The sequence below is a fragment of the Roseateles sp. NT4 genome (genome assembly GCF_051857475.1).
Taxonomy (GTDB): domain Bacteria; phylum Pseudomonadota; class Gammaproteobacteria; order Burkholderiales; family Burkholderiaceae_C; genus Pelomonas.
Genome location: NZ_JBPZGZ010000002.1, coordinates 197,838 through 219,687 on the forward strand (window position 1 = coordinate 197,838; position 21,850 = coordinate 219,687).

Here is a 21,850-nt window from a genome sequence, read left to right on the forward strand (position 1 = left end):
GCCGTGGCCCTCTTCGACCTGCCTCCTATCTGGATGGCGCCCATGGCCGGCGAGGCCTCCAGCGCGGCCCTGGTTGCGGCCGTCAGCGCCGGCGGCGGCTTCGGCCAGCTGGGCGCCGCCTATCTGACACCGGCGCGCATCGGCGAGATCAGCGCCGACATCCGCGCCCGTACCGACCGCCCCTTCGGCATCAACCTGTTCTGCCCCCAGCCCTGGCTGCGCGACGATGCGGCCCTGGACGCCTACCTCGGCCGGCTGGCCATCTGGCATGCCGAGCTGGGCCTGCCGGCGCCGACGCGGCCCGAACGCTTCGAGGAAGACTTCGAAGCCCAGCTGGAAGCCACCGTCGCCGCAAAACCCGCCGTCATCAGCTTCGTCATGGGCGACCCCGGTGTTGCGCGCGTCGCGGCGCTGAAGGCCCAAGGCTTCAAGGTGGTGGGCACGGCGACGCAGGTGGCAGAAGGCCTGATGCTGCAGGCCAGCGGCGTCGATGCCGTTGTGGCCCAGGGCTATGAGGGTGGCGGCCACCGCGGCGGCTTCCTCGGCACGCCCGAAGGTGCCTTGATCGGCACCATGGCCCTGGTGCCCCAGCTGGTCGATGCGCTGGACATCCCGGTGCTGGCCGCCGGCGGCATTGCCGATGCGCGCGGCGTCGCGGCGGCCCAGGCCCTGGGTGCCAGTGGCGTGACGGTGGGCACGGCCTTCCTGCTGGTCGACGAATGCCCGCTGTCGCCGGTCTACCGCGAGGCCTTGCTGCAGGCCCGCGATGCCGATTCGACGCTGACCCGCGCCTTCTCCGGCCGCCTGGCGCGCGGGGTGGCCAACCGCGTCACGCGCGAACTGGACGGTGTGGTCCTGCCCGCCTTCCCGCAGCCCAATGCCGCCAGCCGGCCCCTGCGCCAGGCCGCCGCCAAGGCCGGCCAAGCCGACTTCATCAGCCTGTGGGCCGGCCAGGCCCTGCCGCTGAACCGCGAGCCGGGACAGGCTGCACGCCTCGTCGCGGCCCTGGCGAAAGGCTGGCGGGTTTGACCATCCTGCTGCTGGAGGACGACCCCGCCATCGCGGACACCGTCGTGTTTGCGCTGCAGCGCGAGGGCTTTGCCGTCGAGCACCGCGGCTGGCTGGCCGAAGCCCGCGAACGCCTGAAGCAGACGCCGGCGCCCGAGCTCCTCATCCTGGACATCGGCCTGCCCGACGGCCATGGCCTGGACCTGTGCCGCGAGCTGCGCGCTGGGCCTCTTTCGCATCTCTCTCGCCTGCCCGTCATCGTGCTCAGCGCGCGCAGCGAGGAGATGGACCGCGTGCTCGGCCTGGAGCTGGGCGCCGACGACTACCTCGCCAAGCCTTTCAGCCCACGCGAGCTGGTGGCCCGCGTGCGCGCCCTGCTGCGCCGCGCCCAGGCCGCACCGCCGCCCGCGCCGGGCTTCATCGTCGACGGCTCGCGCGTGCGCCTGGACGGTCAGCTGCTCAACCTGACCAAGCTGGAACTGGGCCTGCTGCTCAAGCTGCTGCAGGCGCCGCAACGCATCCATTCGCGCGACAGCCTGCTGGACGCCGTCTGGGGCACCAGCGCCGACAGCGGCGACCGCACCGTGGACACCCACATCAAGACGCTGAGGGCCAAGTTGCGCGAGGTCGCGCCAGCGCGCGATCCCATCAAGACCCACCGCGGCCTCGGGTACTCCCTGGAGCCCTGATGCGCCTCGGTCTTCGGGTCTTCTTCGGCTTCTTCCTGATCGCCGGCCTCAGCGCCGTGCTGCTGCTCAAGGTCTTCCTGGCCGAGGTCAAGCCCAGCGTGCGCGAGGTCATGGAAGACCTGATGGTGGACACCGCCCATCTGCTGGCCGAGGTGGCCACCGATGAACTGGCCAGCGGAGCGCCGGCACCCGACGGCCGCCTTGCGGCCCAGCTGCAGCGCTATGCCAAGCGCGACGTCGACGTGGCCATCTGGGGCGTTCGCAAGCAGAGCCTGAGCCTGCGCATCTACGTGACCGATGCCAATGGCCGTGTCGTGCTCGACTCCGACCAACCCTCGGCCGTGGGCAAGGACTACTCGCAATGGCGCGATGTGGCTCTGACGCTGCGCGGCGACTACGGCGCCCGGGCCTCCCGCTATTCGGGCGATGACCGCAGCACCATCCTCGTCGTCGCAGCGCCGGTGCTGAAGGACGGCCGCACCCTCGGTGTGGTCAGCGTGGCCAAGCCGGTGGCCAGCGTGCAGGCCTTCATCGACCGCGCCGAGCGCCGCGTCTTCTGGGCCGGTGCCGCGCTGCTGGCCACCAGCCTGGTGGTCGGCGTAGGCGTGACCCTGTGGCTGGTGGCTTCGGTGCGGCGGCTGCGTCGCTTCGCCCAGCAGGCCCAGGCCGGCCAGGCTCAGACGCTTCCCGCCGTGCCGGGTGAACTCGGCGACCTGGCCGTCGCCATGGACGACATGCGCCGCCGCCTGGAAGGCCGCGAGCAGCTCGAACACGATGTACGCGCGCTGACCCATGAGCTGAAGAGCCCGCTGGCCGCCCTGCGCGCCAGCGGCGAGCTGCTGCAGGACGAACTGCCCGCCGCCGATCGCCAGCGCTTTGCCGCCCAGGTGCTGGACCAGACCGCACGGTTGCAGACCCTGGTGGAGCGCGTGCTGGCTTTGTCGCAGCTGGAGGTCCAGGTGGGCTTGGGCGAGCGCCGACGCATCGCGCTGGTCGACTGGGTGGAAGGCCAGCTGGATCGCCAGGCCCCGCGCCTGCAACAGAAGGACTTGAACATCGTCTGGATGTTGCGCGAGGACGTGGCCGTCGACGCCGACACAGCCCTGCTGGAGCTGGCCCTGGGCAATGTGCTGGTCAACGCCATCGACTTCGCGCCTGCCGGCTCGACGCTGGAACTCGGCGTCAGCGCGACGCCGACGACCGTGCGCCTGGCCCTGCGCGACCACGGCCCCGGCGTGCCGCCGGCCGGTTTCGCCCAGCTCGGCAAGCGCTTCTTCTCGACAGCCCGACCCGGCAGCCTGGTCAAGGGCTCGGGCCTGGGCCTGGCCATCGCGCGCCGCGTGGCCGAACTGCATGGCGGGCGGCTGGCTTTCGAGGCGGCGGAGCCGGGCCTGCGCGTCACCCTGATCCTGCCGCGCTGACTTCACGCTGGCTTCACGCAGCCCTTCATGCCATCACCGCCGCTGGCGATGCTGGCGGCATGAACAAGCACCCCCTCCTCCTCAAGCTGGTCATCCTGGCCGTCGTCACCCTGCTGCTGGTCGTTGTGCTCGGCGAGATCCGCGGCCTCGCGCATGAACGCCAGGCACGCCAGACCGAGGCCGAGCAGAACGTCGAACAGTCGCTGGCCGGCGCGCAGACCCTGCTCGGCCCCATCCTCGTGCGCCAATGCACCGAGACCTGGGCGCCCTACAAGGACGGCGTCCAGACCCGGACCTTCTCCCACCGCCTGACGCCCGCCCAACTGCAGCTCAGCGGCGAGCTGGTGCCCGAGCCGCGGCATCGCGGCCTGTTCAAGATCAACACCTATGCCGGCAAGCTGACCACGCTGGCGCGCTGGGATGACCTCTCGGGCCTGACGCCCAAGCCCGACAACGTCGGCGGCCATGTCGAATGCGGCGACCTCGTCGCCATGTTCTCGGCCCGGGATGTGCGCGGCCTGCGCAAGGTCGAGCTGACGCGCGATGGCCGCCCGCTGACGGTCAGGCCCGGCACGACCGATCCGGCCTACACGGCCGGCCTGCACGCCGTCATCCAGCCGCCCCAGGCGGGCGAACGCCTGGACCTGAAGCTGGTCGTCGACCTGGCCGGCACGCAGAGCCTGGCCGTCGTGCCCACGGCCAGCGACACCACGGTGACGCTGGAATCCGCCTGGCCGCATCCCAGCTTCGGCGGCCGCTTCCTGCCCACGCGCAGCGACGTCAGCGACGACGGCTTCAAGGCGCGCTGGCAGGTCACCGAGCTGGCCAGCGGCGCCGTGGCCGACGTGGTCGCCGGCAAGGGCAACCTCGACAGCCTGGCCGTCGACCTCATCGACCCGGTGAACCCCTATGTGATGAGCGACCGCGCCATCAAGTACGGCCTGATGTTCATCGCCCTGACCTTTGTCACCGTCGGCCTGACCGAACTGCTGACCGGCCGGCGCGTGCACCCGGTGCAATACCTGCTCGTCGGCCTGGCGCTGAGCCTGTTCTTCCTGCTGTTGCTCAGCCTGTCGGAGCACCTGCCCTTCCTGGTGGCCTATCTGATCGCTGCCGGCGCCGCGGCCGCGGTGCTGACCCAGTACGCCGCGGCCATGCTGGGCGGCTGGCTGCGCGGCGCGGCCTTCGGCGGCGGGATCGCCCTGCTCTACGGCGCCCTCTATGTGCTGCTGAGCCGCGAGCAGGCCGCCCTGGCCATCGGCGCCATCCTGCTCTTCACCGTGCTCGCCACCGTGATGACACTCACACGCAAGCTTGACTGGTATCGCCTGAGCGCTGCGACCGCCGAGTAACGTACGCTAGGGGCTGCATCCCGCAGCCCTCTCGCACGCTCCGTCAGCGCTCCATGGCCCGTCAAGGTTTCGACTACATCATCGTGGGCGCCGGCACCGCCGGCTGCCTGCTCGCGAACCGGCTCAGCGCCAATCCGGAAAAGCGCGTCCTCCTCATCGAGGCCGGCGGCAAGGACGACTACCACTGGATCCACATCCCGGTCGGTTATCTCTACTGCATCGGCAACCCGCGCACCGACTGGTGCTTCAACACCGAGGCCGAGGCCGGGCTCAACGGCCGCAGCCTGCGCTACCCGCGCGGCAAGGTGCTGGGCGGCAGCTCCAGCATCAACGGCATGATCTATATGCGCGGCCAGAGCCGCGACTACGAGCACTGGGCCGAAGCCACCGGCGACGACACCTGGCGCTGGGAGCGCGTGCTGAAGGCCTTCCGCAAGCACGAGAGCCACTGGCGGCTGGACAAGCCCAAGACCGCGCCCGAAGGCTTCGCCAACATCCACGGCAGCAAGGGCGAATGGCGGGTCGAGCAGCAACGCCTGCGCTGGCCCATCCTCGATGCCTTTGCCGCCGCAGCCACCCAGGCCGGCATCCCGGCCACCAGCGATTTCAATGCCGGCACGAACGAGGGCGTGGGCTATTTCGAGGTCAACCAGAAGAAGGGTCTGCGCTGGAACACCGCCAAGGCCTTTCTGCGCCCGACCGCCTTCGGCCGCCCCAATTTCGAGCTGTGGACCGGCGCCCAGGTGCGCAAGCTGCGCCTGCTGCACGACGATGCCGGCCTGCGCTGCAGCGGCGTCGAGGTGCTGACGCCCCGCGGCATCGAGCAGCCCTGGCTGAATGCCGGCGGCGAGGTCATCCTGGCCGCAGGCGCCATCGGCTCGCCCCACATCCTGCAGCTCTCGGGGCTGGGTCCGGGCAGCCTGCTGCAAAAGCTCGGCATCACCGTCGAGCATGACCTGCCCGGCGTCGGCGCCAATCTGCAGGACCATCTGCAGATCCGCGCCATCTACAAGGTGCAGGGCGCCAAGACGCTGAACACCCGCGCCGCCTCCCTGTTCGGCAAGGCGGCCATCGGCCTGGAGTACGCCCTGCGCCGCAGCGGCCCCATGAGCATGGCGCCGTCGCAGCTGGGCGCCTTCACGCGCAGCAACCCCGAGCGGGCCTGGCCCGACCTGGAATACCACGTGCAGCCGCTGTCGCTGGACGCCTTCGGCGAGCCCCTGCATGGCTTCAACGCCTTCACGGCCAGCGTCTGCAACCTCAACCCGACCAGCCGCGGCGCGGTCTATGCGACCTCGCCCGACATCACGGTCGCCCCCGCCATCAAGCCCAACTACCTGTCCACCGATGCGGACCGGCAGGTGGCCGCCGACAGCCTGAAGCTGACGCGGCGCATCGTGTCCCAGCCCGCCCTGGCCGCCTTCAAGCCCGAGGAATACAAGCCCGGGCCGCAGTACCAGACCGACGAGGACCTAGCCCGCCTGGCCGGCGACATCGCGACGACCATCTTCCACCCCGTCGGCACCTGCCGCATGGGCCGCAAGGAAGACGTCTACGCCGTCGTCGACTCGCGGCTGCGCGTGCGCGGCGTGTCGGGCCTGCGCGTGGCCGACGCCAGCATCATGCCGACCATCACGAGCGGGAATACCAATTCGCCGACGTTGATGATTGCGGAGAAGCTGGCGGGGTGGTTGGGCGCCTGAACGGGCGCAGCCCGAACCAGGGCGTCCGACAAGAACGTGCACCAGAGATGAAGAACAGAGCACTGATCGCGGCATGGCTGGCATCGGTTTGCTGCCTATCGCCAATACATGCACAGGCGCAGAGCGCCGCCATCGATTTGGATTTCGATCCATTCCTGGGTCGACCGACTGTCTTCCCCCTCATTCACGCGGATTCAGCAGCGCGCTTTGAGGCCGCCAATCCGGCAAACAAGCACTGGGGCAGCGGGAGGATTGCCACGGTTCAGGTCGCACCCCAGCTCCGCATCCGCCTTGAAGCGCAGGAAGAACCCAGCTTTCCCTCGTGGGTCAGGCTTGTCGACGCCAAGACCGGCGCCCCGTTGAAGGACATCGCTGTTTACGGCCTGGACGAAGCCGTCTGGTATTTCCCCGGCAATGGAAACATCTACCTGCGTCAGCGCGAGATCAGCCTGTGCGGGCCCCGAATTCTTCGCAAGTTCGAAGTCAAAGGGCAGGCCATTCAAGAAGTCACCCAGCCCATCCATTTCATCGGGGCGGAATCCAAGGTTGCGCTCGACGCGATAACCATCTACGCAAGCCCGGAAAAGGGCGCCGTCGTCGCAGTTGCACCCAAGGGATCCACTGTTTTCGTCATCGGGGCGCTTCCCGCCAAGACTTTTCCGGACCATGTCCCACTGCTGGTACGCACATCGCTTGGACTGACCGGATGGCATTTCCAGGGAGAGGGTGGCCAGTTGGAGATCCATCAGTGCAATTGAGCAGGCTGCTGAGGTAGCAGATCCGCAGGCCGCGGACAATGCTGCCCATGCAGTCCCCGTCCCCCCGCGTGCTCTCCGTCATCCCCCCGATGACGCAGCTGAACACGCCCTACCCGTCCACCGCCTATCTGACCGGCTTCCTGCGCTCGCGCGGCGTCGACGCACAACAGGTGGACCTGGCCTTGACGCTGGTGCTGGAGCTGTTTTCGCCCGCCGGCCTGACGCAGATCCGCGAGGCCGTGCAGGCCCTGCCTGAAGCCAAGCGCACGCCGCAGACGGCCTGGTTTGCCGGCGAGTTCCCGGCAATAGCCGCCGCAGCTCCACGGGTCCTCGGCTTCCTGCAGGGCCGTGACCCGACGCTGGCCCATCGCATCAACACCCGCACCTTCCTGCCCGAAGGTGCCCGCTTCGCCTCGCTGGACAACTATGTCGACGAGGACGGCGGCGATCCACTCGCCTGGGCCTTTGGCGCCCTGGGCCTGCAGGACCGCGCCCGCCATCTCGCCACGCTGTTCCTGAACGACCTGGCCGACGTGTTGCGCGACGCGGTGGACGAGCGCTTCGAGTTCGTTCGCTATGCGGAGTCGCTCGCCGCGGCCCAGGCCCACTTCGACCCGCTGGCCCAGGCGCTTGGCGAACCTCCCAACCTTGTTGATCGCACCCTGCATGCGCTAACCCTGGCCGCGCTGGAGCAGCACAACCCTGACGTCGTGCTGCTGTCCGTGCCCTTCCCCGGCTCGGTCTATGCGGCCCTCCGTATTGCCCAGAGCATCAAGGCCGCGCGGCCCGAAGTCGTCTGCGTGCTGGGCGGCGGCTATGTGAACACCGAGCTGCGCGAACTGGCCGAGCCGCGCGTCTTCGACTTCGTCGACTATGTGACGCTGGACGCCGGCGAGCGGCCGCTGCTGGCGCTGCTGGAGCACGTGGCCGGCAAGCGCTCCAAGACGCGCCTGGTGCGGACCTTCTGGCGCGATGAGGGCCAGGAAATCGGCGCCGGGCCGCCCCAAGGCGATTTCGCCCCCCTCGGGGGGACGGGCGAGGCGCAGCCTCGAACGCGGGGGCCAACAGTTCGGTACACCAATTTCGTCGAGCCCGACGTGCCCTTCGACGACGTCGGCACGCCGACCTGGGATGGCCTGCCGCTGGACCGCTATCTGTCGCTGCTGGACATGCTCAACCCCATGAACCGGCTGTGGAGCGACGGACGCTGGAACAAGCTGACCGTGGCGCACGGCTGCTACTGGAAGAAGTGCAGTTTCTGCGACGTCAGCCTGGACTACATCTCGCGCTACGAGGCCGCCTCGGCCGAGGTGCTGGTGGACCGCATAGAAGCCATCGTCAAGGAGACCGGCCAGACGGGCTTTCATTTCGTCGACGAGGCCGCGCCGCCCAAGGCGCTGAAGGCCCTGGCCGAGGAGCTGATCCGCCGAGGCGTGGCCATTTCCTGGTGGGGCAATATCCGCTTCGAGAAGACCTTCACGCCCGAGCTCTGCCAGCTGCTGGCAGACAGCGGCTGCATCGCCATCTCGGGCGGGCTGGAGGTCGCGTCGGACCGACTGCTCAAGCTGATGAAGAAGGGCGTCAGCGTCGAGCAGGTGGCGCGCGTCACCAAAGCGTTTGCGGATGCCGGCGTGCTGGTGCACGCCTACCTGATGTACGGCTTCCCGACACAGACGACGCAGGACACGGTGGATGCGCTGGAGTACGTACGCCAGCTGTTCGAGAACGGCTGCATCCACAGCGGCTTCTTCCACCGCTTCGCCTGCACAGTGCATTCGCCGGTCGGCCTCAATCCGGCCGAATACGGCGTCACGCTGCAGCCCCTGCCCGCCGACGGCCGCTTCGCGAAGAACGACATCGCCTTCGTCGACCCCACGCCCACCGACCACGACGGCCTGGGCCAGGGCCTGAAGAAGGGCCTCTACAACTTCATGCACGGCATCGGCATCGAGCAGGACATCCGCTCCTGGTTCCCGGTGCGCGTGCCCAAGACCACGGTGCCGCGCCGCTTTGTCGAGCGCGCCCTCTCCACCCTCAGCTGATGTACACCTCCACCTTCACCTTCGCCAAGGGCGACTACGACACCGACTTCTTCGCGCTGGACGAGCGCATCGCCGCGGTCGCCCGCTCCATTCCCGGCTATCTCGGCGAAGAGGCCTGGGAGAACGCCGCCACCGGCCTGATCTCCAACGTCTACTACTGGGACTCCATGGAGGCCCTGCAGCAGCTGATGCAGCACCCCGACCACCGCGAGGCCAAGCAGGCCCAGGCGCGCTGGCTCAAGGGCTACCAGGTCGTCATCGCCCAGGTCATGCGCAGCTACGGTGATGACGGCATCCCGCACCCGCTGAAAAACACCGCCGTCGGCTGACTTTTGTGCAGTGCACAATCGCCGCATCCAGCAGCAAGGAGTGGCGATGCGGCGAGTCGTGTTCAACCAGAAAGGTGGGGTGGGCAAGTCCACCATCACCAGCAACCTGGCGGCGATCGCCGCAGCCGCCGGCAAGCGCGTGCTGGTCATCGACCTGGACCGCCAGGGCAACACCAGCCGCTATCTGATGGGCGAGACGCTGGACGACGGCGCCGCCGGCTCGGCCGAGTTCTTCGAGTCGACGCTGAAGTTCGCCGTGCGCCCACCCGCCGCGACCGACTTCGTCACCGAGACGCCCTGGGACAACCTGCACCTGATGCCCGCCAGCCCGGAGCTGGACGAGCTGCACAGCAAGCTGGAGAGCCGCTACAAGATCTACAAGCTGCGCGACGCGCTGCTGCCACTGGCGGACGAATACGACGAGATCTGGATCGACACACCGCCGGCGCTGAACTTCTACACGCGCTCGGCCCTGATCGCGGCCCAGGGCTGCCTCATCCCCTTCGATTGCGACGACTTCTCGCGCCGCGCCCTCTACGGTCTGCTGGAGGCCGTCGAGGAGATCCGCGCCGACCATGCGCCCGAGCTGTCCGTCGAGGGCATCGTCGTCAACCAGTTCCAGGCCCGCGCCTCGCTGCCGCAGCGCGTCGTGCAGGAGCTGCTGGACGAGGGCCTGCCGGTGCTGGAGCCCTACCTGTCCAGCAGCGTCAAGGTCAAGGAATCGCATGAGCTGTCCCGGCCCATGATCCATCTCGACGCGCGCCACAAGCTGACGCAGGAGATGCAGGCGCTGTACGAGTCGCTCGGCTGAGGGCTCAGCGGCAGCTGGCCGCCAGACGCTCGCCCTGCGCGCGCGCGGCGGCCAGCTCGGCATCGGTGATGGGCTCGGCGAGGCGATCGCGCAGGCGCTCGTCGCTGGTCGGACGGTGGCGCGTCCGGGCTTCGGCAACCGCATAGGCCACGGCCAGGGTTGCGTCGCGCGGCGCCAGCTCGCCGGAATCATGGAGAGTTGCCAGCAGGCCCATGGCCAGCGGCTCGCATTGCGCGGCAGCATCCTTGAGCCCGTTCAGGGCCTCGGTACGCCAGGCCTGCAGCGCATCGGCGTCGACCGCCTGGGCCGCATCCGGCCCTTGCATATAGAAATCGATCTGCGCGGCCGCGATGCCGGCCTGCGCCGCATCGGCCAGAAAGCGCAGCCTCTCCTGCACCAGGGAGGCCGGCAGGCCGCGGCAGAAGGCGGGACGCTCGGCCTCGGGCGCGACGCAGGCCGACAGGGCCTGATAGGCCGCGTGGCCGGCGCGCCTGTCGCCGCGACGGGCCTGGGCAACCTGACCGTCCAGCTCGCTGGGTGCAACGGGCGCTACCGCCGCCACGGGCCCGGCAAGGACGGGCCGTGCCGCCACAGCGGGCGGCACGGTGGGCAAGGGCAAGGCCTGCACGCGCTGCTCGGGCGCGGTGGCGACGTCGGCGGGCGGTGCCGGCATTGCCACCAGGCCGAGCAAGGCCAGCAGCGCCAAAGCGCCGACTGCTGCGTGCCAGGTCTTGATCAAGCCGACCTCAATCCCAGAGATAGCAATAGGTCTGGCTGCGCTCGAGATTGCTGCCCACGCTGCCGCTGGACGAGAACTTCTTGACCCAGCCGTTGGGCGCGCTCGTCGTCGGCACGTCGCCGCAGTTGCTGTGCACCCAGTGGATGCCGACACCGCTGGTGTACTTGGCGCCGCACAGCTCCAGGCGGTCGTTGACCTTGATGGCGGCCAGCGACGCCGGCATGGCGCTGGAGTTCTTCACGTAGTCCACGGCATAGACGTTGTCCATGGCCACGTCATAGGTCTTGCCGTCCTGGTCGGCGCGCAGGCTGAGCCGGGTGTGCGAGAGCTTGATGCCCTGGATGGTCTGGGTGGCGGCGGCGAACTTCGGGGCGCTGACGACGGTGCCCGTCAGGAAGGCGCCCTTGTTGGTGCCGGTGCAGATGCTTTGTTCGCTGGCCGACGCGCCCAGGGCCAGGCCCAGCAGCAGCGTCGCAATCAGTGCGTTCTTCAATTCAATTCCTTGGTGGAGAGCGAATGAACCCGGCGGACGCCGGGGCTGACGGAGCGCTGGGACTGCGAGGCTCCGCCAGGGACGCTAGCCTGACCAAGGCAGGTTGCGCCCCCGTGACGACACGGCCCCTGAAACAGGGACGGCTTCGCCATTGACATCGGTGCGACGACGCGCTCAGCCGCGCGCCAAAATCGCCGCATGAGCGAGTCGTCTTCCGTCCACGTCGTCGGCGCCAGCGTGCAGACCGAACTGCCGGTCATCATTGCCGAGCTGGGCCCCATCGCAGACCGGCTGCAGCTGGCGCGCGAGGCTATCGATGAGCTGCGCATCAGCCATCCGCAGTCGCCCGAGTCCAACGTCAAGGCGGCCTACATGAGCCCGTGGAAGAGCCACATGCTCAATGCCAAGCTGATGCCGCTGTGCGCCAGCGTCGTCGAGATCGCCAAGGCCGCGGCGCCCAAGGCTTGGTCGGGTGAACTCGACTCACTCGGCCTGGACCTGCTGGTCACCCACTGCTGGGGCGCCATCTACGAGCAGGCCGACTACACGGCCCCGCACAACCACTGGCCGGCCGACCTGAGCTGCGTCGTCTACCTGGAGGCCGAGCCGGGCTGTGCGCCGCTGGTCTTCTCCAAGACCAGCGCCTACCAGCCGCGGCCGGGCACGCTGATCATGTTCCCCGGCATCACCATGCACGAGGTGCCGGCCACGCCGGGACGGCGCGTCGTCGTGGCGATGAACCTGTTCAAGCAGCTGGGGCTGGATCCGGGAGCCGCGGCGGCAGGCTGAGCCGCGCGCGCAGCCCCGGGCCGGCGTGGGCGTCCAGCAGCTCCAGCCGGCCGCCGTGGCGGGTCGCGATGTCGGCCGCGATGGCCAGGCCCAGGCCGCTGCCGGTGCCGGTGGCGCTGTCGCCACGGCGAAAGCGCTGCATGGCGGCCGGCCGATCGGCCGGCGCAATGCCGGGGCCGTTGTCCTCCACCTCCAGCCAGGGGCCTTCGGGCCCGCTGCCGCAGCGCACCGTGATGCGGGCGCCCGCGCCGGCATAGCTGACGGCGTTGTGGATGAGGTTCTCGAGCAGCTCGCGCAGCAGGAAGGAATGTCCGAGGGCCGGCGCGTCGGCCAGCTCGAAGCCCAGGTCCACGCCGCTGGGCAGGTCGCGGTGGGCCCAGTCCTGGCCGCTTTCGGTGGCGATGTCGCGCAGGTCGATGCGCTGGTCGACATCGACGCTGCGATCCTCCGTGCGTGCCAGCGACAGCAGCTGCTGGGCCAGGCGGGCGCTGCGCACGACACGCTGGCGCAGCCGCTCCAGCATGGGGTCCACACGCTGGTCATGCGGCTCCAGCATGGCCAGCTCGATCTCGGTCTGCAGCGAGGTCAGCGGCGTGCGCAGCTGGTGGGCCGCATCGGCCAGGAACTCGCGCTGGGCGCCGGCCGCGCGGGCCAGGCGTTCGAACAGGCGGTTGAAGGCGGCCTGCAGCGGTACCAGCTCGCGCGGCAGGCTGGCCGCCAATGGCGTCAGGCGGTGCAGGTCACGGTGCTCCAGCTCGGCGCTCAGGCCCGTCAGCGGCGCCAGGCCCTGGCGGATGGCCCACCAGCCGGCCAGAGCCAGCAGCAGGGCCAGGCTGACGCCGTTCAGCGCGACCAGGCCCCCGATCTCGCGCTGCAGCGCGTCGCGCTTGTGCAGGGTCTCGGCCACCAGGATCTGGCAGGCGCCGCTGCCGCAGTCATGGCCCAGCTGCACCAGCCGCAGCTCGCGGCCGCGCAGCTTCACGTCGCCGTAATAGGAATGGCCGGCCGCCTGCGGTGCCAGCCGGGGTTGCAGCTCGGTCAGGCCGGCATCGCCCTGCAGCACGTCGCCGCGCGGCGACAGCACGAGATAGAAGACATCGTCCTGGCGGTCGAAGCGCAGGGCGCGGTCCATGGTGGCGCTGACCTCGATGCGCGGATCGCCGCCGCGCAGGTCGATCTGGCCCGCCAGGGTCAGGGCCGTGTCTTCCAGGCCTTCGTCGAGCCAGCTCTGGGCGCTGTGCCTGACCTGTTCATAAAGCGCCGTGCCGAGCACCGGCAGGGCGATCAGCAGGGGCAGCATCAGCCAGCCGAACAGGCGGCGCTGCAGGCTGGAGCGCGGGCCCTCAGCCAAGGTCAGCCGATTTCTTCGAGCAGGTAGCCCAGACCGCGCACCGTGCGCAGCTGCACGCCACCCGGTTCGATCTTGGCGCGCAGGCGCGACAGGCAGACCTCGATGGCGTTGTCGCTGACGCCCTGGTCCCAGGCATTGCTGGCCAGCGCGATGTGTTCCTTGGGCACGACCTTGCCGGAGCGCGCCATCAGGAAGCCCAGCACATCCCATTCGCGGGCCGACAGGGCCAGGGGCTCGTCGTCGATGTAGGCGCGGCGCGCCTCCTGGTCGATGCGCAGGCGGGCCAGCTGCAGCTGGTTGCTGGTGCGGGCCTGGCTGCGGCGCACCAGGGCGCGGGCGCGGGCGACGAGTTCGGTCAGCGCGAAGGGCTTGACGAGGTAGTCGTCGGCGCCGCCTTCCAGGCCGCGCACACGGTCCTCGACGGCGTCGCGGGCGGTCAGGATGAGGACGGGCACGGCGATGCTCTCCGCGCGCACGCGACGCAGCGTCTCGAAACCGTCGATGCCGGCGAGGCCGATGTCCAGGATGAGAAGGTCGTAGGCGTCCTCGCGCAGCGAGCGCGGCACGGGTTCACCACGTGAGGTGCAGTCCACGACCCAGCCTTGCGAGCGCAGGGCGCGGGCGGTGGTTTCGACGAGTTGTTCGTCGTCTTCGACGAGCAGGATGCGCATGGTGTGGAAGTATGGCTCGATAGCGGCCGCCCTGCTGACGCATGCCTGTCGCGCACCTTGTTTCCAGAGTGTTAACGGGGCCCGGCGTCAGCTCCTGGCAAGGCCGGAGTCATGGCTGTGACGGCCCCGTTTTCGACACTTCCCGCCATGGAAGCGTTAGTTGAGCGCCGCCCCGCGGTGCTGTTGTTTCACGGCCTTTGTGCCAACCCGCTGGAACTGGCCCCTGTTGCCAAGTCGCTGCGTGAAGTGGGTTATGTCGTCGAGGTGCCGGCCATGTCCGGGTATGGCGTCAGCAGCGCCACCGGCGAGCAGCTGCCCGTACCGCCCTTCGAACACTGGCTGGCGGAAGCCGAGGCGGCCTTCGATCGCCTCGCCGCCGAGCATGGCCGCGTCGCCGTCGGCGGGCTTTGCATGGGGGCGGTGCTGGCCCTGGCGCTGGCCGCGCGGCGGCCGGCCGCGGCCCTGGTGCTGATTTCCACGACCCTGCATTTCGACGGCTGGAACGTCTCGCCCTGGCGCCGCCTGCTGCCGCTGGCCTACCTGCCCATCCTGCGCCGGCGCATGAGCTTCAAGGAAACGACGCCTTTCGGCCTCAAGAACGAGCGCCTGCGCGCCTGGGTCGAGCAGGCCATGGCGTCGGACAAGGTCTCGGCCGTCGGCGCCGCGCGGCTGTCGGCCGCCTCGCTGTACGAAGCCACGCGGCTGATCCGCCACGTGCGCGGCCGTCTCGGGCAGCTTGCGGCACCGGCTGTCGTGCTGCATGCCACCGAAGACGATGTGGCCGGTCCGCGCACCGTCCACGAACTGCAGGACCGCCTCGGCAGCCCACCCGAGGTGCACTGGTTCCACGACAGCTATCACATGCTGACGCTGGACAACGAACGCGTCGTCGTGGCCCGCACGGTGCGCGACTTCCTGCTGCGCTGGCATCCGCTGGCGCATCTCTCCCCCCTGACTTCCGGAGCTCGACATGAGCAACACGCTTGAACAACTCTGCACCATCGCCCAGCGCGAACTCGGTGCCGAAACCCTGAACGACAAGGTCGACACGCCCTTCCTGGAGCTGGGCCTGGACTCCCTCGGCCTGGTGGACTTCATGTTCACCGTCGAAGACCACTTCCACGTCAGCATCGAGCACGATCGCGCCCTGCAGAACCCGACGCTGGCCGGCCTTGCCACCCTCGTCGACGAGCTGCTTGCGGCCAAGGCCCAGCCGCTCGCGGCCTGATGTCCGTCTGGATCACGGGCCTCGGCGCCGTCAGCGCCCTCGGCGCCGGGGCGGACGCGCTGGCCGACGCCCTGCTGGCCGGCCGCTCGGGCATCACGGCCCAGCCGGGCAGCGAGGAGCACGCCCTCAGGCCCTTTGCCGCCGCGGCCGTGACTGTGCCGCTGGCGCACGGCCTGGCGCCGGCCCAGCGCAACCTGTATGACCGCCACAGCCTGATGGCCCTGGAGGCCGCCGCCGAGGCCTGGGCCCAGGCCGGCCTGCCCGCCACAGCGCCCGACCCCGATCGCGCCGCTATCGCCTGGGGTACGGGCCTCGGCGGCTCGGTCTCCATGGAGGCGTCCTACCAGCAGATGTTCACGGCCCGCCCGCCACGCGTTCATCCCTACACGGTGGTGCGCGTGATGGCCAACTCGGCCGCCTCCCACCTGGCCATGCGCCACCAGCTGCGCGCCGCCCAGCTGGCGGTGTCCAACGCCTGCGCCTCCTCGGCCCAGGCCATCGGCGAGGCGCTGTGGCTGCTGCGCAATGGCCGCGCCGACATCGCCCTGGTGGGCGGCTCCGAGGCCATGCTGCACATCGGCAGCGCCCTGGGCTGGCAGGCCATGGGCGTGATGGCGCCTCTGGACGCCGAACAGCCCGAGCAGAGCTGCCGCCCCTTCGACGACGCCCGCAAGGGCCTGGTGCTGGGCGAAGGTGCCGCGGCCCTGATCCTGGAGACCGAAGCCCATGCCCGCGCGCGCGGCGCCACGCCGCTGGCGGCCCTGGCTGGCTACGGCCACAGCGTGGACGCGGTGCACCTGTCCCGTCCCGACGCTGCCGGCCAGGTGCGCGCGATGACCGCGGCCCTGCGCGATGCCGGCCTGTCGCCCGCCGACATCGGCTACGTGAACGCGCACGGCACGGCCACCGAGGTCGGCGATGCCGTCGAGGCCGAGTCCATCGCAGCCGTCTTCGGCACGCGCGCCGTGCCGGTGTCGGCCACCAAGGCCCTGCACGGCCATCTGATCGGCGCGGGCGGTGCGCTGGAGCTGGTCGCCACCGTCCAGGCCTTGCGCCGCCAGGCACTGCCGCCCAGCGCCCATGTGCGAACCAGCCAGCTGAGCGCACAGGTCGACCTCGTCACCGATGGCGCGCGCGACGTGCGGCCGCGGGCCGCGATGTCCAACTCCTTCGCTTTCGGCGGCAGCAACGTGGCATTAGTCACCTCCCTGGTCTGAGTCCGGTGGCGCGGGGCGTGGCTATGCTGGCCGGCCCCTAGCCTCCGCCCCCAGCCATGCGCCTGCACCCCCGCCACGCCGCCCTCCTTCTGGCCCTGCCGCTGGCCGCCATGGCGGCGCCAACAGCAACGCCGACGCCGGTGCGCGAGGCCGAAGGCATCCGCGAGTACCGCCTGCCCAACGGCTTGCAGGTGCTGCTGATCCCCGACGCCACCAAGCCCACCGTCACCGTCAACGTGACCTACCGCGTCGGCAGCCGCCACGAAGGCTATGGCGAGACCGGCATGGCCCATCTGCTGGAGCATCTGGTCTTCAAGACGACGAAGCAGTTCGCCAACGTCGGCGCCGAGCTGTCCAAGCGCGGCATGCAGTTCAACGGCTCGACCGGCCCGGACCGCACCAACTACTTCGAGACCTTCCCGGCCAATGCCGAGGCCCTGAGCTGGGCGCTGCGCATGGAGGCCGACCGGATGACCGGCGCCAAGGTGCTGAAGAGCGACCTCGACACCGAGATGAGCGTCGTGCGCAACGAGATGGAAGCGGGCGAGAACAACGCCTTCGGCATCCTGGTGCAACGCACCCAGGCCGCCGCCTACCAGTGGCATTCCTATGGCCGCAGCACCATCGGCGCGCGCTCCGACGTCGAGAACGTCGACATCCCCAATCTGCAGGCCTTCTACAGGCGCCACTACCAGCCCGACAACGCGACGCTGATCGTCGCCGGCGCCTTCGACCCCGCCAAGACGCTGGCCGAGGTGCAGCGTGTCTTCGGCGCCCTGCCCAAGCCCACGCGCAAGCTGCCGCCCACCTACACCATCGAGCCGGTGCAGGAGGGCGAGCGCCTCGTCACGCTGCGCCGCCCCTCGGGCAACCAGGGGGTGTTCGTCAGCTATCACATCCCACCGCTGGCCAGCCCCGACTTCACGGCTTTCGACATCGCCGTCACGGCCCTGGCCGACACGCCCAGCGGCCGCCTGCACAAGCGCCTGGTCGAGCCTGGCCTGGCGGCCCAGTCCTTCGGCTGGCCCGGCCGCAATGCCGAGCCGGGGCTGCTGAACTTCGGCCTGGTGCTGAAGGAGGACAACGACGTCGAGCGCGCCCAGCAGCTGCTCGTCGACACGGTGGAAGGCCTGGCCAAGGAGCCCATCACCGCTGAAGAGCTGCAGCGCGCCAAGACGCAGTGGACGCAGCGCTTCGACGACCTGATGGCCAACCCGCAGCAGCTGTGCGTGACGCTGTCCGAGGCGATTGCCGCCGGCGACTGGCGCCTGCTCTTCCTGATGCGCAACCGCATCGAGGCCGCCCAGCTGGACGAGGTCAACGCGACGCTGCAGAAGTGGATCCTGCCCAGCAACCGCTCGCTGGGTCGCCTGTTCGCCACCGCGGCGCCGGTGCGCACGCCGCTGGCCCAGGCCGTGCCGGCCGCCGACGCCCTGAAGGACTACGTGCCCAAGGCCGCCGTCGCCGCTGGCGAAGTCTTCGACACCAGCCCCGCCAACTTCGACCGCCGCACCCAGCGCTACCAGTTGCCCAACGGCCTCCAGGTCGCCCTGGTGCCCAAGCGCTCGCGCGGCGAGACGGTCGAGGTGGCGCTGAACCTGCAGTACGGCACGCTGGAGGCCCTGCGCGGCAAGCGCGTCGAGGCCAACCTCGTCGGTGAGGCGCTGGCACTGGGCACCAAGACTCACACGCGGGCCCAGATCAGCGACAGCTTCGATCGCCTCAAGACCCGCTTCAATGCCGGCAGCGGCGCCACCGACGGCGCGCGCCTGTCGCTGGGCAGCCGCCGCGGCCAGCTCGCCGAGGCGCTGACGCTGATGGCCGAGGTGCTGCGCGAACCCGTCTTCCCGGCCAGCGAAGTCGAACAGCTGGTGCGCCAGCAGGTCACCAACCTGGAGGAGATGGCCCAGCAACCGCAGGGCGTGGCGCCGCAGGCCCTGCAGCAGGCCCTGGCCGCGGCCTACCCGGCCGACGACCCGCGCGCCTTCCTCGGCTTTCCCGATTACATCGCCGCCATCAAGGGCCTGACCACCGAGAAACTGCAGGCCTTCCACCGCGACTTCTTCGGCGCGGCCCATGGCGAGCTGGTGCTGGTGGGCGACTTCGACCCCGCCGAGGTCAAGCCGCTGGTCGAGCGCCTGTTCGGCAGCTGGACAGCGCCCCAGGCCTATGCCCGGCTGACCACGCCGCTGCCTGCCGTGCAAGGCCTCAAGCTCAACACGGCGTTGAAGGACAAAGCCAATGCCATGGTGCTGGGCGCCCTGCTGCTGCCCATGACAGACGACGACCCCGACTACGCCGCCCTGCGCATCGCCACCCATGTGCTGGGCGCCAGCGGCTTCGACTCGCGGCTGCTGACCCGGTTGCGCCAGAAGGACGGCGTGTCCTACGGCGCCGGCGCCTGGCTGAACGCATCCAGCTTTGAGCCGCGCGCCCAGATCGACGTCTACGCCATCTTTGCGCCCGAGAACCGTGCCCGCGTCGAAGCCGGCCTGAACGACGAGCTGGCCCGCCTGGTGCGCGACGGCCTGACCCAGGCCGAGCTGGACACCGCCAAACGCGCCATGAAGGCCCAGGCCGACACCTGGCGCAGCGAGGACGGCGCCGTCGCGGGCGCCATCGCCGGCCATCTGGAGCGCGGCCGCCAGTTCAAGTGGAATGCCGACCTGGACGCTCGCGGCGAGGCGCTGACGCTGGCCCAGGTCAACGCCGCCATCAAGCGCTGGATGGACCCGGCCAAGGCCAACTGGTCCTGGGCCGGCGATTTCGACAAGAAACCGGCGGCTAAGTAGCCGCTGTAGCCGCTCGCGCGGCTTCGAAGCAGTCGCTGGCGATCTGCCAGAGCCGGGCTGCATCGTCGTAGCGATCGCTGGGCTCGCCGCCCAGCGCGTCGCCGATGAGCTCGCGGCGCGGCTGGGCATAGTGCAGCCAGAAGTCGGCGCCCATCCGCTGCGGCAACAGCTCGGCGTTGAAGCTCAGGAAGTCACCGGGCTGGGCGTGACGCAGAAAGCCTTCGAAGCAGCGCTGCCACATCCAGCGGAAATGGCCGAGGTAGTCGCCCGGATCGTCCAGCCCCGTCTGGATGCAGCCCGGGTTGCCGACGCGGGCATGCAGGAAGCGCACCCGCTCGAACACCGGCTGCAGCCGCGCGGCGCGGTCGTAGAACTCGCCGCCATAGGTCAGCTCGTGGCCGGTGTACCAGTGCGACAGGTCGGCGTTGAAGCGCAGCTCGGGAAAGCGTTCAACCAGGTCCAGCGTGCGGCGCAGGTCCTGCGTCATCGTGCCGCGATGGGTCTCGACATAGATCGGGTGGCCGTGGCGCGCCGAGGCCTCCAGCATCGCGGCGGCCAGCGCATCCATCTCGGCATCGGTCTCGAAGGAATGGCCGACGTGCAGCGTGGTGATCTCGCAGCCGAGGTCGCGCTGCTCGCGCACGATGCTGTCCACGTCTGGCGGGGTCAGTGCGCGGCAGATGCCCGTGACGGCCAGGCCGGCATCGCGCGCAGCCTGGGCCGCCTCGGCGGTCGGTTGCCAGATCTGCACGGCCTCGTGGCCGTCGGCCTTCAGCAGGGCGAGCTGCTCGGCATGCGTCGCGCGCCAGCCGGTGGAGGCGCGCGGCAGCTCGGCCAGGGTGCCGAGGTTGATGTCGCGGCGCAGCCGCGGCGGTCGGGCGCTGCCGTCGTTGCAGCGGTCAATGGGCGAGGGATTCATGGCCGGCATCATGCCGCGCGGCGAGGTCGGCCAAGGCGTCCTGCAGCGTCGGGTGGCGGAAGCGATAGCCGGCGGCCAGCGCCGCGGCGGGCACGACGTTCTGGCCGTCCAGCAGCAGCGTCGACATCTCGCCGGCCAGGGCGCGCAGCGGCCAAGCCGGCATGCGCAGCCAGGCGCGGCGGCCGAAGGATGTGGCCAGGGCCTGGGCGAGCTCGGCTTGCTGTGGCGTGTCAGGTGCGACAGCGTTGACGGGACCCGCCAGTTCGTTCTGTTCAAGTGCAAAGCGGATCAGGCCGATGGCGTCGTCGCGATGCAGCCAGGGGGCCGGCTGCCTGCCGCTGCCCAGCACCGAACCGAAACCGAGCCGTGCGGCCAGCGCCTGCATCGGATAGGCACCGTCCTCGCGGCCCAGCACCACGCCGAAGCGCAGCCGCACAACACGCACGCCCAGGGCCTCGGCGCGGCGCGCCTCATGCTCGACGGCGGCGCACAGGTCAGACTGGAACTCACCCGGCTTCGGCAGGCTGGCCTCGGTGCAGGGTGTGCCATCGTTGACCGCGCCGTAGAAGCCCACGGCCGAGGCGCTGACCAGCACGCGGGGACGCTCCTCCAGCCGACGCATCAGCGCCACCAGCCGCTGCGTGATGCCAACGCGGCTGCCCATCAGCAAGCGGCGGCGCGCGGCCGTCCAGGGCATGCCCAGCACGCGGGCGCCGGCCAGGTTGACGATGGCTTCGATGCGGGTCTCGGACGGGATGGCGTCCAGGTTATCGACCACCCAGACACCGGGCCCGAACAGACCGCGCGCCTGGCGCAGGTCACGCGACAACGCGATGACGCGGCGGCCGTCGCGCAACAGATCGGCCACCACGGCCTGACCGACAAAGCCGGTGGCGCCGGTGACGAGGACGGCGGGTTGGCGGCGCATCGAGGCAGGCTGAGCGGCCGGCGTCGTCATGCGGCCCAGGCGGCGCACGGCGATCAGGTTGCGCAGGCTCCAGGCCGCCACGCCAACGCCGTAGGCCGTCAGCAGCGGCGCCCACCAGCCGTTGTCGACCAGCAGCAGCTTCGTCGGCTGCTGACCCCAGCGCCACAGCACCGGCGCGAGCAGAGCCAGGAAGAGGCCGTAGCTGATGGTCAGCAGCGTGTGCAGCACGCGCTCGAAGCCCGGCAGGCTGCGGCTGCGGTCTTCTTCCAGGAAGTCGGCCAGCGTGATGACAACCTCGGCGCCCAGCAGCGCGGCCAGCAGGGCGGCGAACAGTCCTTGCCATTGCCACCAGGCCAGGCCGATGAAGACGACGCCGTAGATGGCTTCGCGGGCCGTGTGCAGGGCCAGCTCGCGCCGGGCAGAAGGTCGCTGCGGCAGTTTGGCCTGCAGCTCGTGATGCCAGAGGTTGTCGAAGGCGCCCATGACGGCCTGGACGCTGAGCAGGGTGAAGAGGGTGTTCATGTCGTTTCCTTGGTTGTATGCATTTGCGGGCCGAGCGCCGGGCCGCTCCCTAGCCGGCCCGCCTTGGGCGATGTGGCTGCCGGTCAAT

20 protein-coding genes are annotated in these 21,850 nt (G+C 69.9%); 14 read left to right on the top strand and 6 right to left on the bottom strand.

What is annotated here, in order from left to right:
* Positions 1 to 3 precede the first annotated feature (3 nt).
* Genes ACS5PN_RS10400 through ACS5PN_RS10440 form a run of 9 tightly spaced genes read left to right on the top strand, consistent with a single transcriptional unit; the run spans position 4 to position 10,113 of the window.
* Entirely contained in the window at positions 4 to 1,029 is a 1,026-nt protein-coding gene (locus ACS5PN_RS10400) for an NAD(P)H-dependent flavin oxidoreductase (protein ID WP_439463885.1), read from the top strand.
* Positions 1,017 to 1,697 (top strand): two-component system response regulator CreB, encoded by a 681-nt coding sequence (gene creB / locus ACS5PN_RS10405; RefSeq protein ID WP_439465556.1) that lies wholly within the window; start codon positions 1,017 to 1,019, stop codon positions 1,695 to 1,697. Before ACS5PN_RS10400 ends, creB begins: the two co-directional genes overlap by 13 nt.
* Complete coding sequence (gene creC / locus ACS5PN_RS10410; RefSeq protein WP_439463886.1) at positions 1,697 to 3,118, top strand: two-component system sensor histidine kinase CreC; 1,422 nt, start codon at positions 1,697 to 1,699, stop codon at positions 3,116 to 3,118. Before creB ends, creC begins: the two co-directional genes overlap by 1 nt.
* Positions 3,119 to 3,177: 59 nt before the next feature.
* Positions 3,178 to 4,470: a cell envelope integrity protein CreD gene (creD, locus tag ACS5PN_RS10415; protein WP_439463887.1), complete on the top strand. Its 1,293-nt coding sequence runs from the start codon at positions 3,178 to 3,180 to the stop codon at positions 4,468 to 4,470.
* Between the two features lie 53 nt (positions 4,471 to 4,523).
* Positions 4,524 to 6,173 (top strand): GMC family oxidoreductase, encoded by a 1,650-nt coding sequence (locus tag ACS5PN_RS10420; RefSeq protein ID WP_439463888.1) that lies wholly within the window; start codon positions 4,524 to 4,526, stop codon positions 6,171 to 6,173.
* Between the two features lie 47 nt (positions 6,174 to 6,220).
* A complete protein-coding gene (locus ACS5PN_RS10425) occupies positions 6,221 to 6,931 on the top strand; it encodes a hypothetical protein (RefSeq protein WP_439463889.1) in 711 nt (236 codons plus the stop codon).
* A 47-nt stretch (positions 6,932 to 6,978) separates the two neighbouring features.
* Complete coding sequence (locus tag ACS5PN_RS10430) at positions 6,979 to 8,973, top strand: B12-binding domain-containing radical SAM protein (RefSeq protein ID WP_439463890.1); 1,995 nt, start codon at positions 6,979 to 6,981, stop codon at positions 8,971 to 8,973.
* On the top strand, positions 8,973 to 9,302 hold the full coding sequence (locus ACS5PN_RS10435; RefSeq protein ID WP_439463891.1) for an antibiotic biosynthesis monooxygenase family protein: 330 nt from the start codon (positions 8,973 to 8,975) through the stop codon (positions 9,300 to 9,302). Before ACS5PN_RS10430 ends, ACS5PN_RS10435 begins: the two co-directional genes overlap by 1 nt.
* 46 nt (positions 9,303 to 9,348) lie before the next feature.
* Positions 9,349 to 10,113, top strand: a complete 765-nt coding sequence (locus ACS5PN_RS10440) for a ParA family protein (protein ID WP_439463892.1) — start codon at positions 9,349 to 9,351, stop codon at positions 10,111 to 10,113.
* Positions 10,114 to 10,117: 4 nt separating this feature from the next.
* On the opposite strand, the gene ACS5PN_RS10445 is transcribed toward ACS5PN_RS10440, so the two are convergent.
* On the bottom strand, positions 10,118 to 10,852 hold the full coding sequence (locus ACS5PN_RS10445; RefSeq protein WP_439463893.1) for a hypothetical protein: 735 nt from the start codon (positions 10,850 to 10,852) through the stop codon (positions 10,118 to 10,120).
* A gap of 7 nt (positions 10,853 to 10,859) precedes the next feature.
* Positions 10,860 to 11,345 carry a hypothetical protein gene (locus ACS5PN_RS10450; RefSeq protein ID WP_439463894.1) on the bottom strand — a complete coding sequence of 162 codons (486 nt, stop codon included), beginning with the start codon at positions 11,343 to 11,345 and terminating at the stop codon, positions 10,860 to 10,862.
* A 198-nt stretch (positions 11,346 to 11,543) separates the two neighbouring features.
* Here ACS5PN_RS10450 and ACS5PN_RS10455 point away from each other — a divergent pair, with 198 nt between their 5' ends.
* Positions 11,544 to 12,134, top strand: a complete 591-nt coding sequence (locus tag ACS5PN_RS10455; protein WP_439463895.1) for a hypothetical protein — start codon at positions 11,544 to 11,546, stop codon at positions 12,132 to 12,134.
* Here ACS5PN_RS10455 and ACS5PN_RS10460 read toward each other — a convergent pair.
* Both ACS5PN_RS10460 and ACS5PN_RS10465 read right to left on the bottom strand, forming a co-directional pair.
* Positions 12,091 to 13,485, bottom strand: coding sequence for a sensor histidine kinase (locus tag ACS5PN_RS10460; RefSeq protein ID WP_439463896.1), 1,395 nt, complete (start codon positions 13,483 to 13,485; stop codon positions 12,091 to 12,093). The genes ACS5PN_RS10455 and ACS5PN_RS10460 overlap by 44 nt on opposite strands.
* A 2-nt stretch (positions 13,486 to 13,487) precedes the next feature.
* Positions 13,488 to 14,156: a response regulator gene (locus ACS5PN_RS10465; protein WP_439463897.1), complete on the bottom strand. Its 669-nt coding sequence runs from the start codon at positions 14,154 to 14,156 to the stop codon at positions 13,488 to 13,490.
* A gap of 147 nt (positions 14,157 to 14,303) precedes the next feature.
* On the opposite strand from ACS5PN_RS10465, the gene ACS5PN_RS10470 reads away from it, so the two are divergent.
* From ACS5PN_RS10470 to ACS5PN_RS10485, 4 genes are read left to right on the top strand one after another with little or no spacing between them, the layout of a single operon-like run.
* The gene (locus tag ACS5PN_RS10470) at positions 14,304 to 15,143 is read left to right on the top strand and encodes an alpha/beta hydrolase (RefSeq protein ID WP_439463898.1); all 840 of its coding nucleotides are present in this window, start codon (positions 14,304 to 14,306) and stop codon (positions 15,141 to 15,143) included.
* On the top strand, positions 15,127 to 15,384 hold the full coding sequence (locus tag ACS5PN_RS10475) for an acyl carrier protein (RefSeq protein ID WP_439463899.1): 258 nt from the start codon (positions 15,127 to 15,129) through the stop codon (positions 15,382 to 15,384). The genes ACS5PN_RS10470 and ACS5PN_RS10475 overlap by 17 nt, the downstream gene beginning before the upstream one ends.
* Positions 15,384 to 16,601, top strand: a complete 1,218-nt coding sequence (locus ACS5PN_RS10480) for a beta-ketoacyl-[acyl-carrier-protein] synthase family protein (RefSeq protein WP_439463900.1) — start codon at positions 15,384 to 15,386, stop codon at positions 16,599 to 16,601. The genes ACS5PN_RS10475 and ACS5PN_RS10480 overlap by 1 nt, the downstream gene beginning before the upstream one ends.
* Before the next feature lie 56 nt (positions 16,602 to 16,657).
* Positions 16,658 to 19,393 carry a M16 family metallopeptidase gene (locus ACS5PN_RS10485; protein WP_439463901.1) on the top strand — a complete coding sequence of 912 codons (2,736 nt, stop codon included), beginning with the start codon at positions 16,658 to 16,660 and terminating at the stop codon, positions 19,391 to 19,393.
* On the opposite strand, the gene ACS5PN_RS10490 is transcribed toward ACS5PN_RS10485, so the two are convergent.
* A complete protein-coding gene (locus ACS5PN_RS10490; protein ID WP_439463902.1) occupies positions 19,386 to 20,312 on the bottom strand; it encodes a hypothetical protein in 927 nt (308 codons plus the stop codon). The two genes, ACS5PN_RS10485 and ACS5PN_RS10490, sit on opposite strands and share 8 nt — an antisense overlap.
* Entirely contained in the window at positions 20,293 to 21,762 is a 1,470-nt protein-coding gene (locus ACS5PN_RS10495) for a TIGR01777 family oxidoreductase (RefSeq protein WP_439463903.1), read from the bottom strand. Before ACS5PN_RS10495 ends, ACS5PN_RS10490 begins: the two co-directional genes overlap by 20 nt.
* Positions 21,763 to 21,850: the final 88 nt, after the last annotated feature.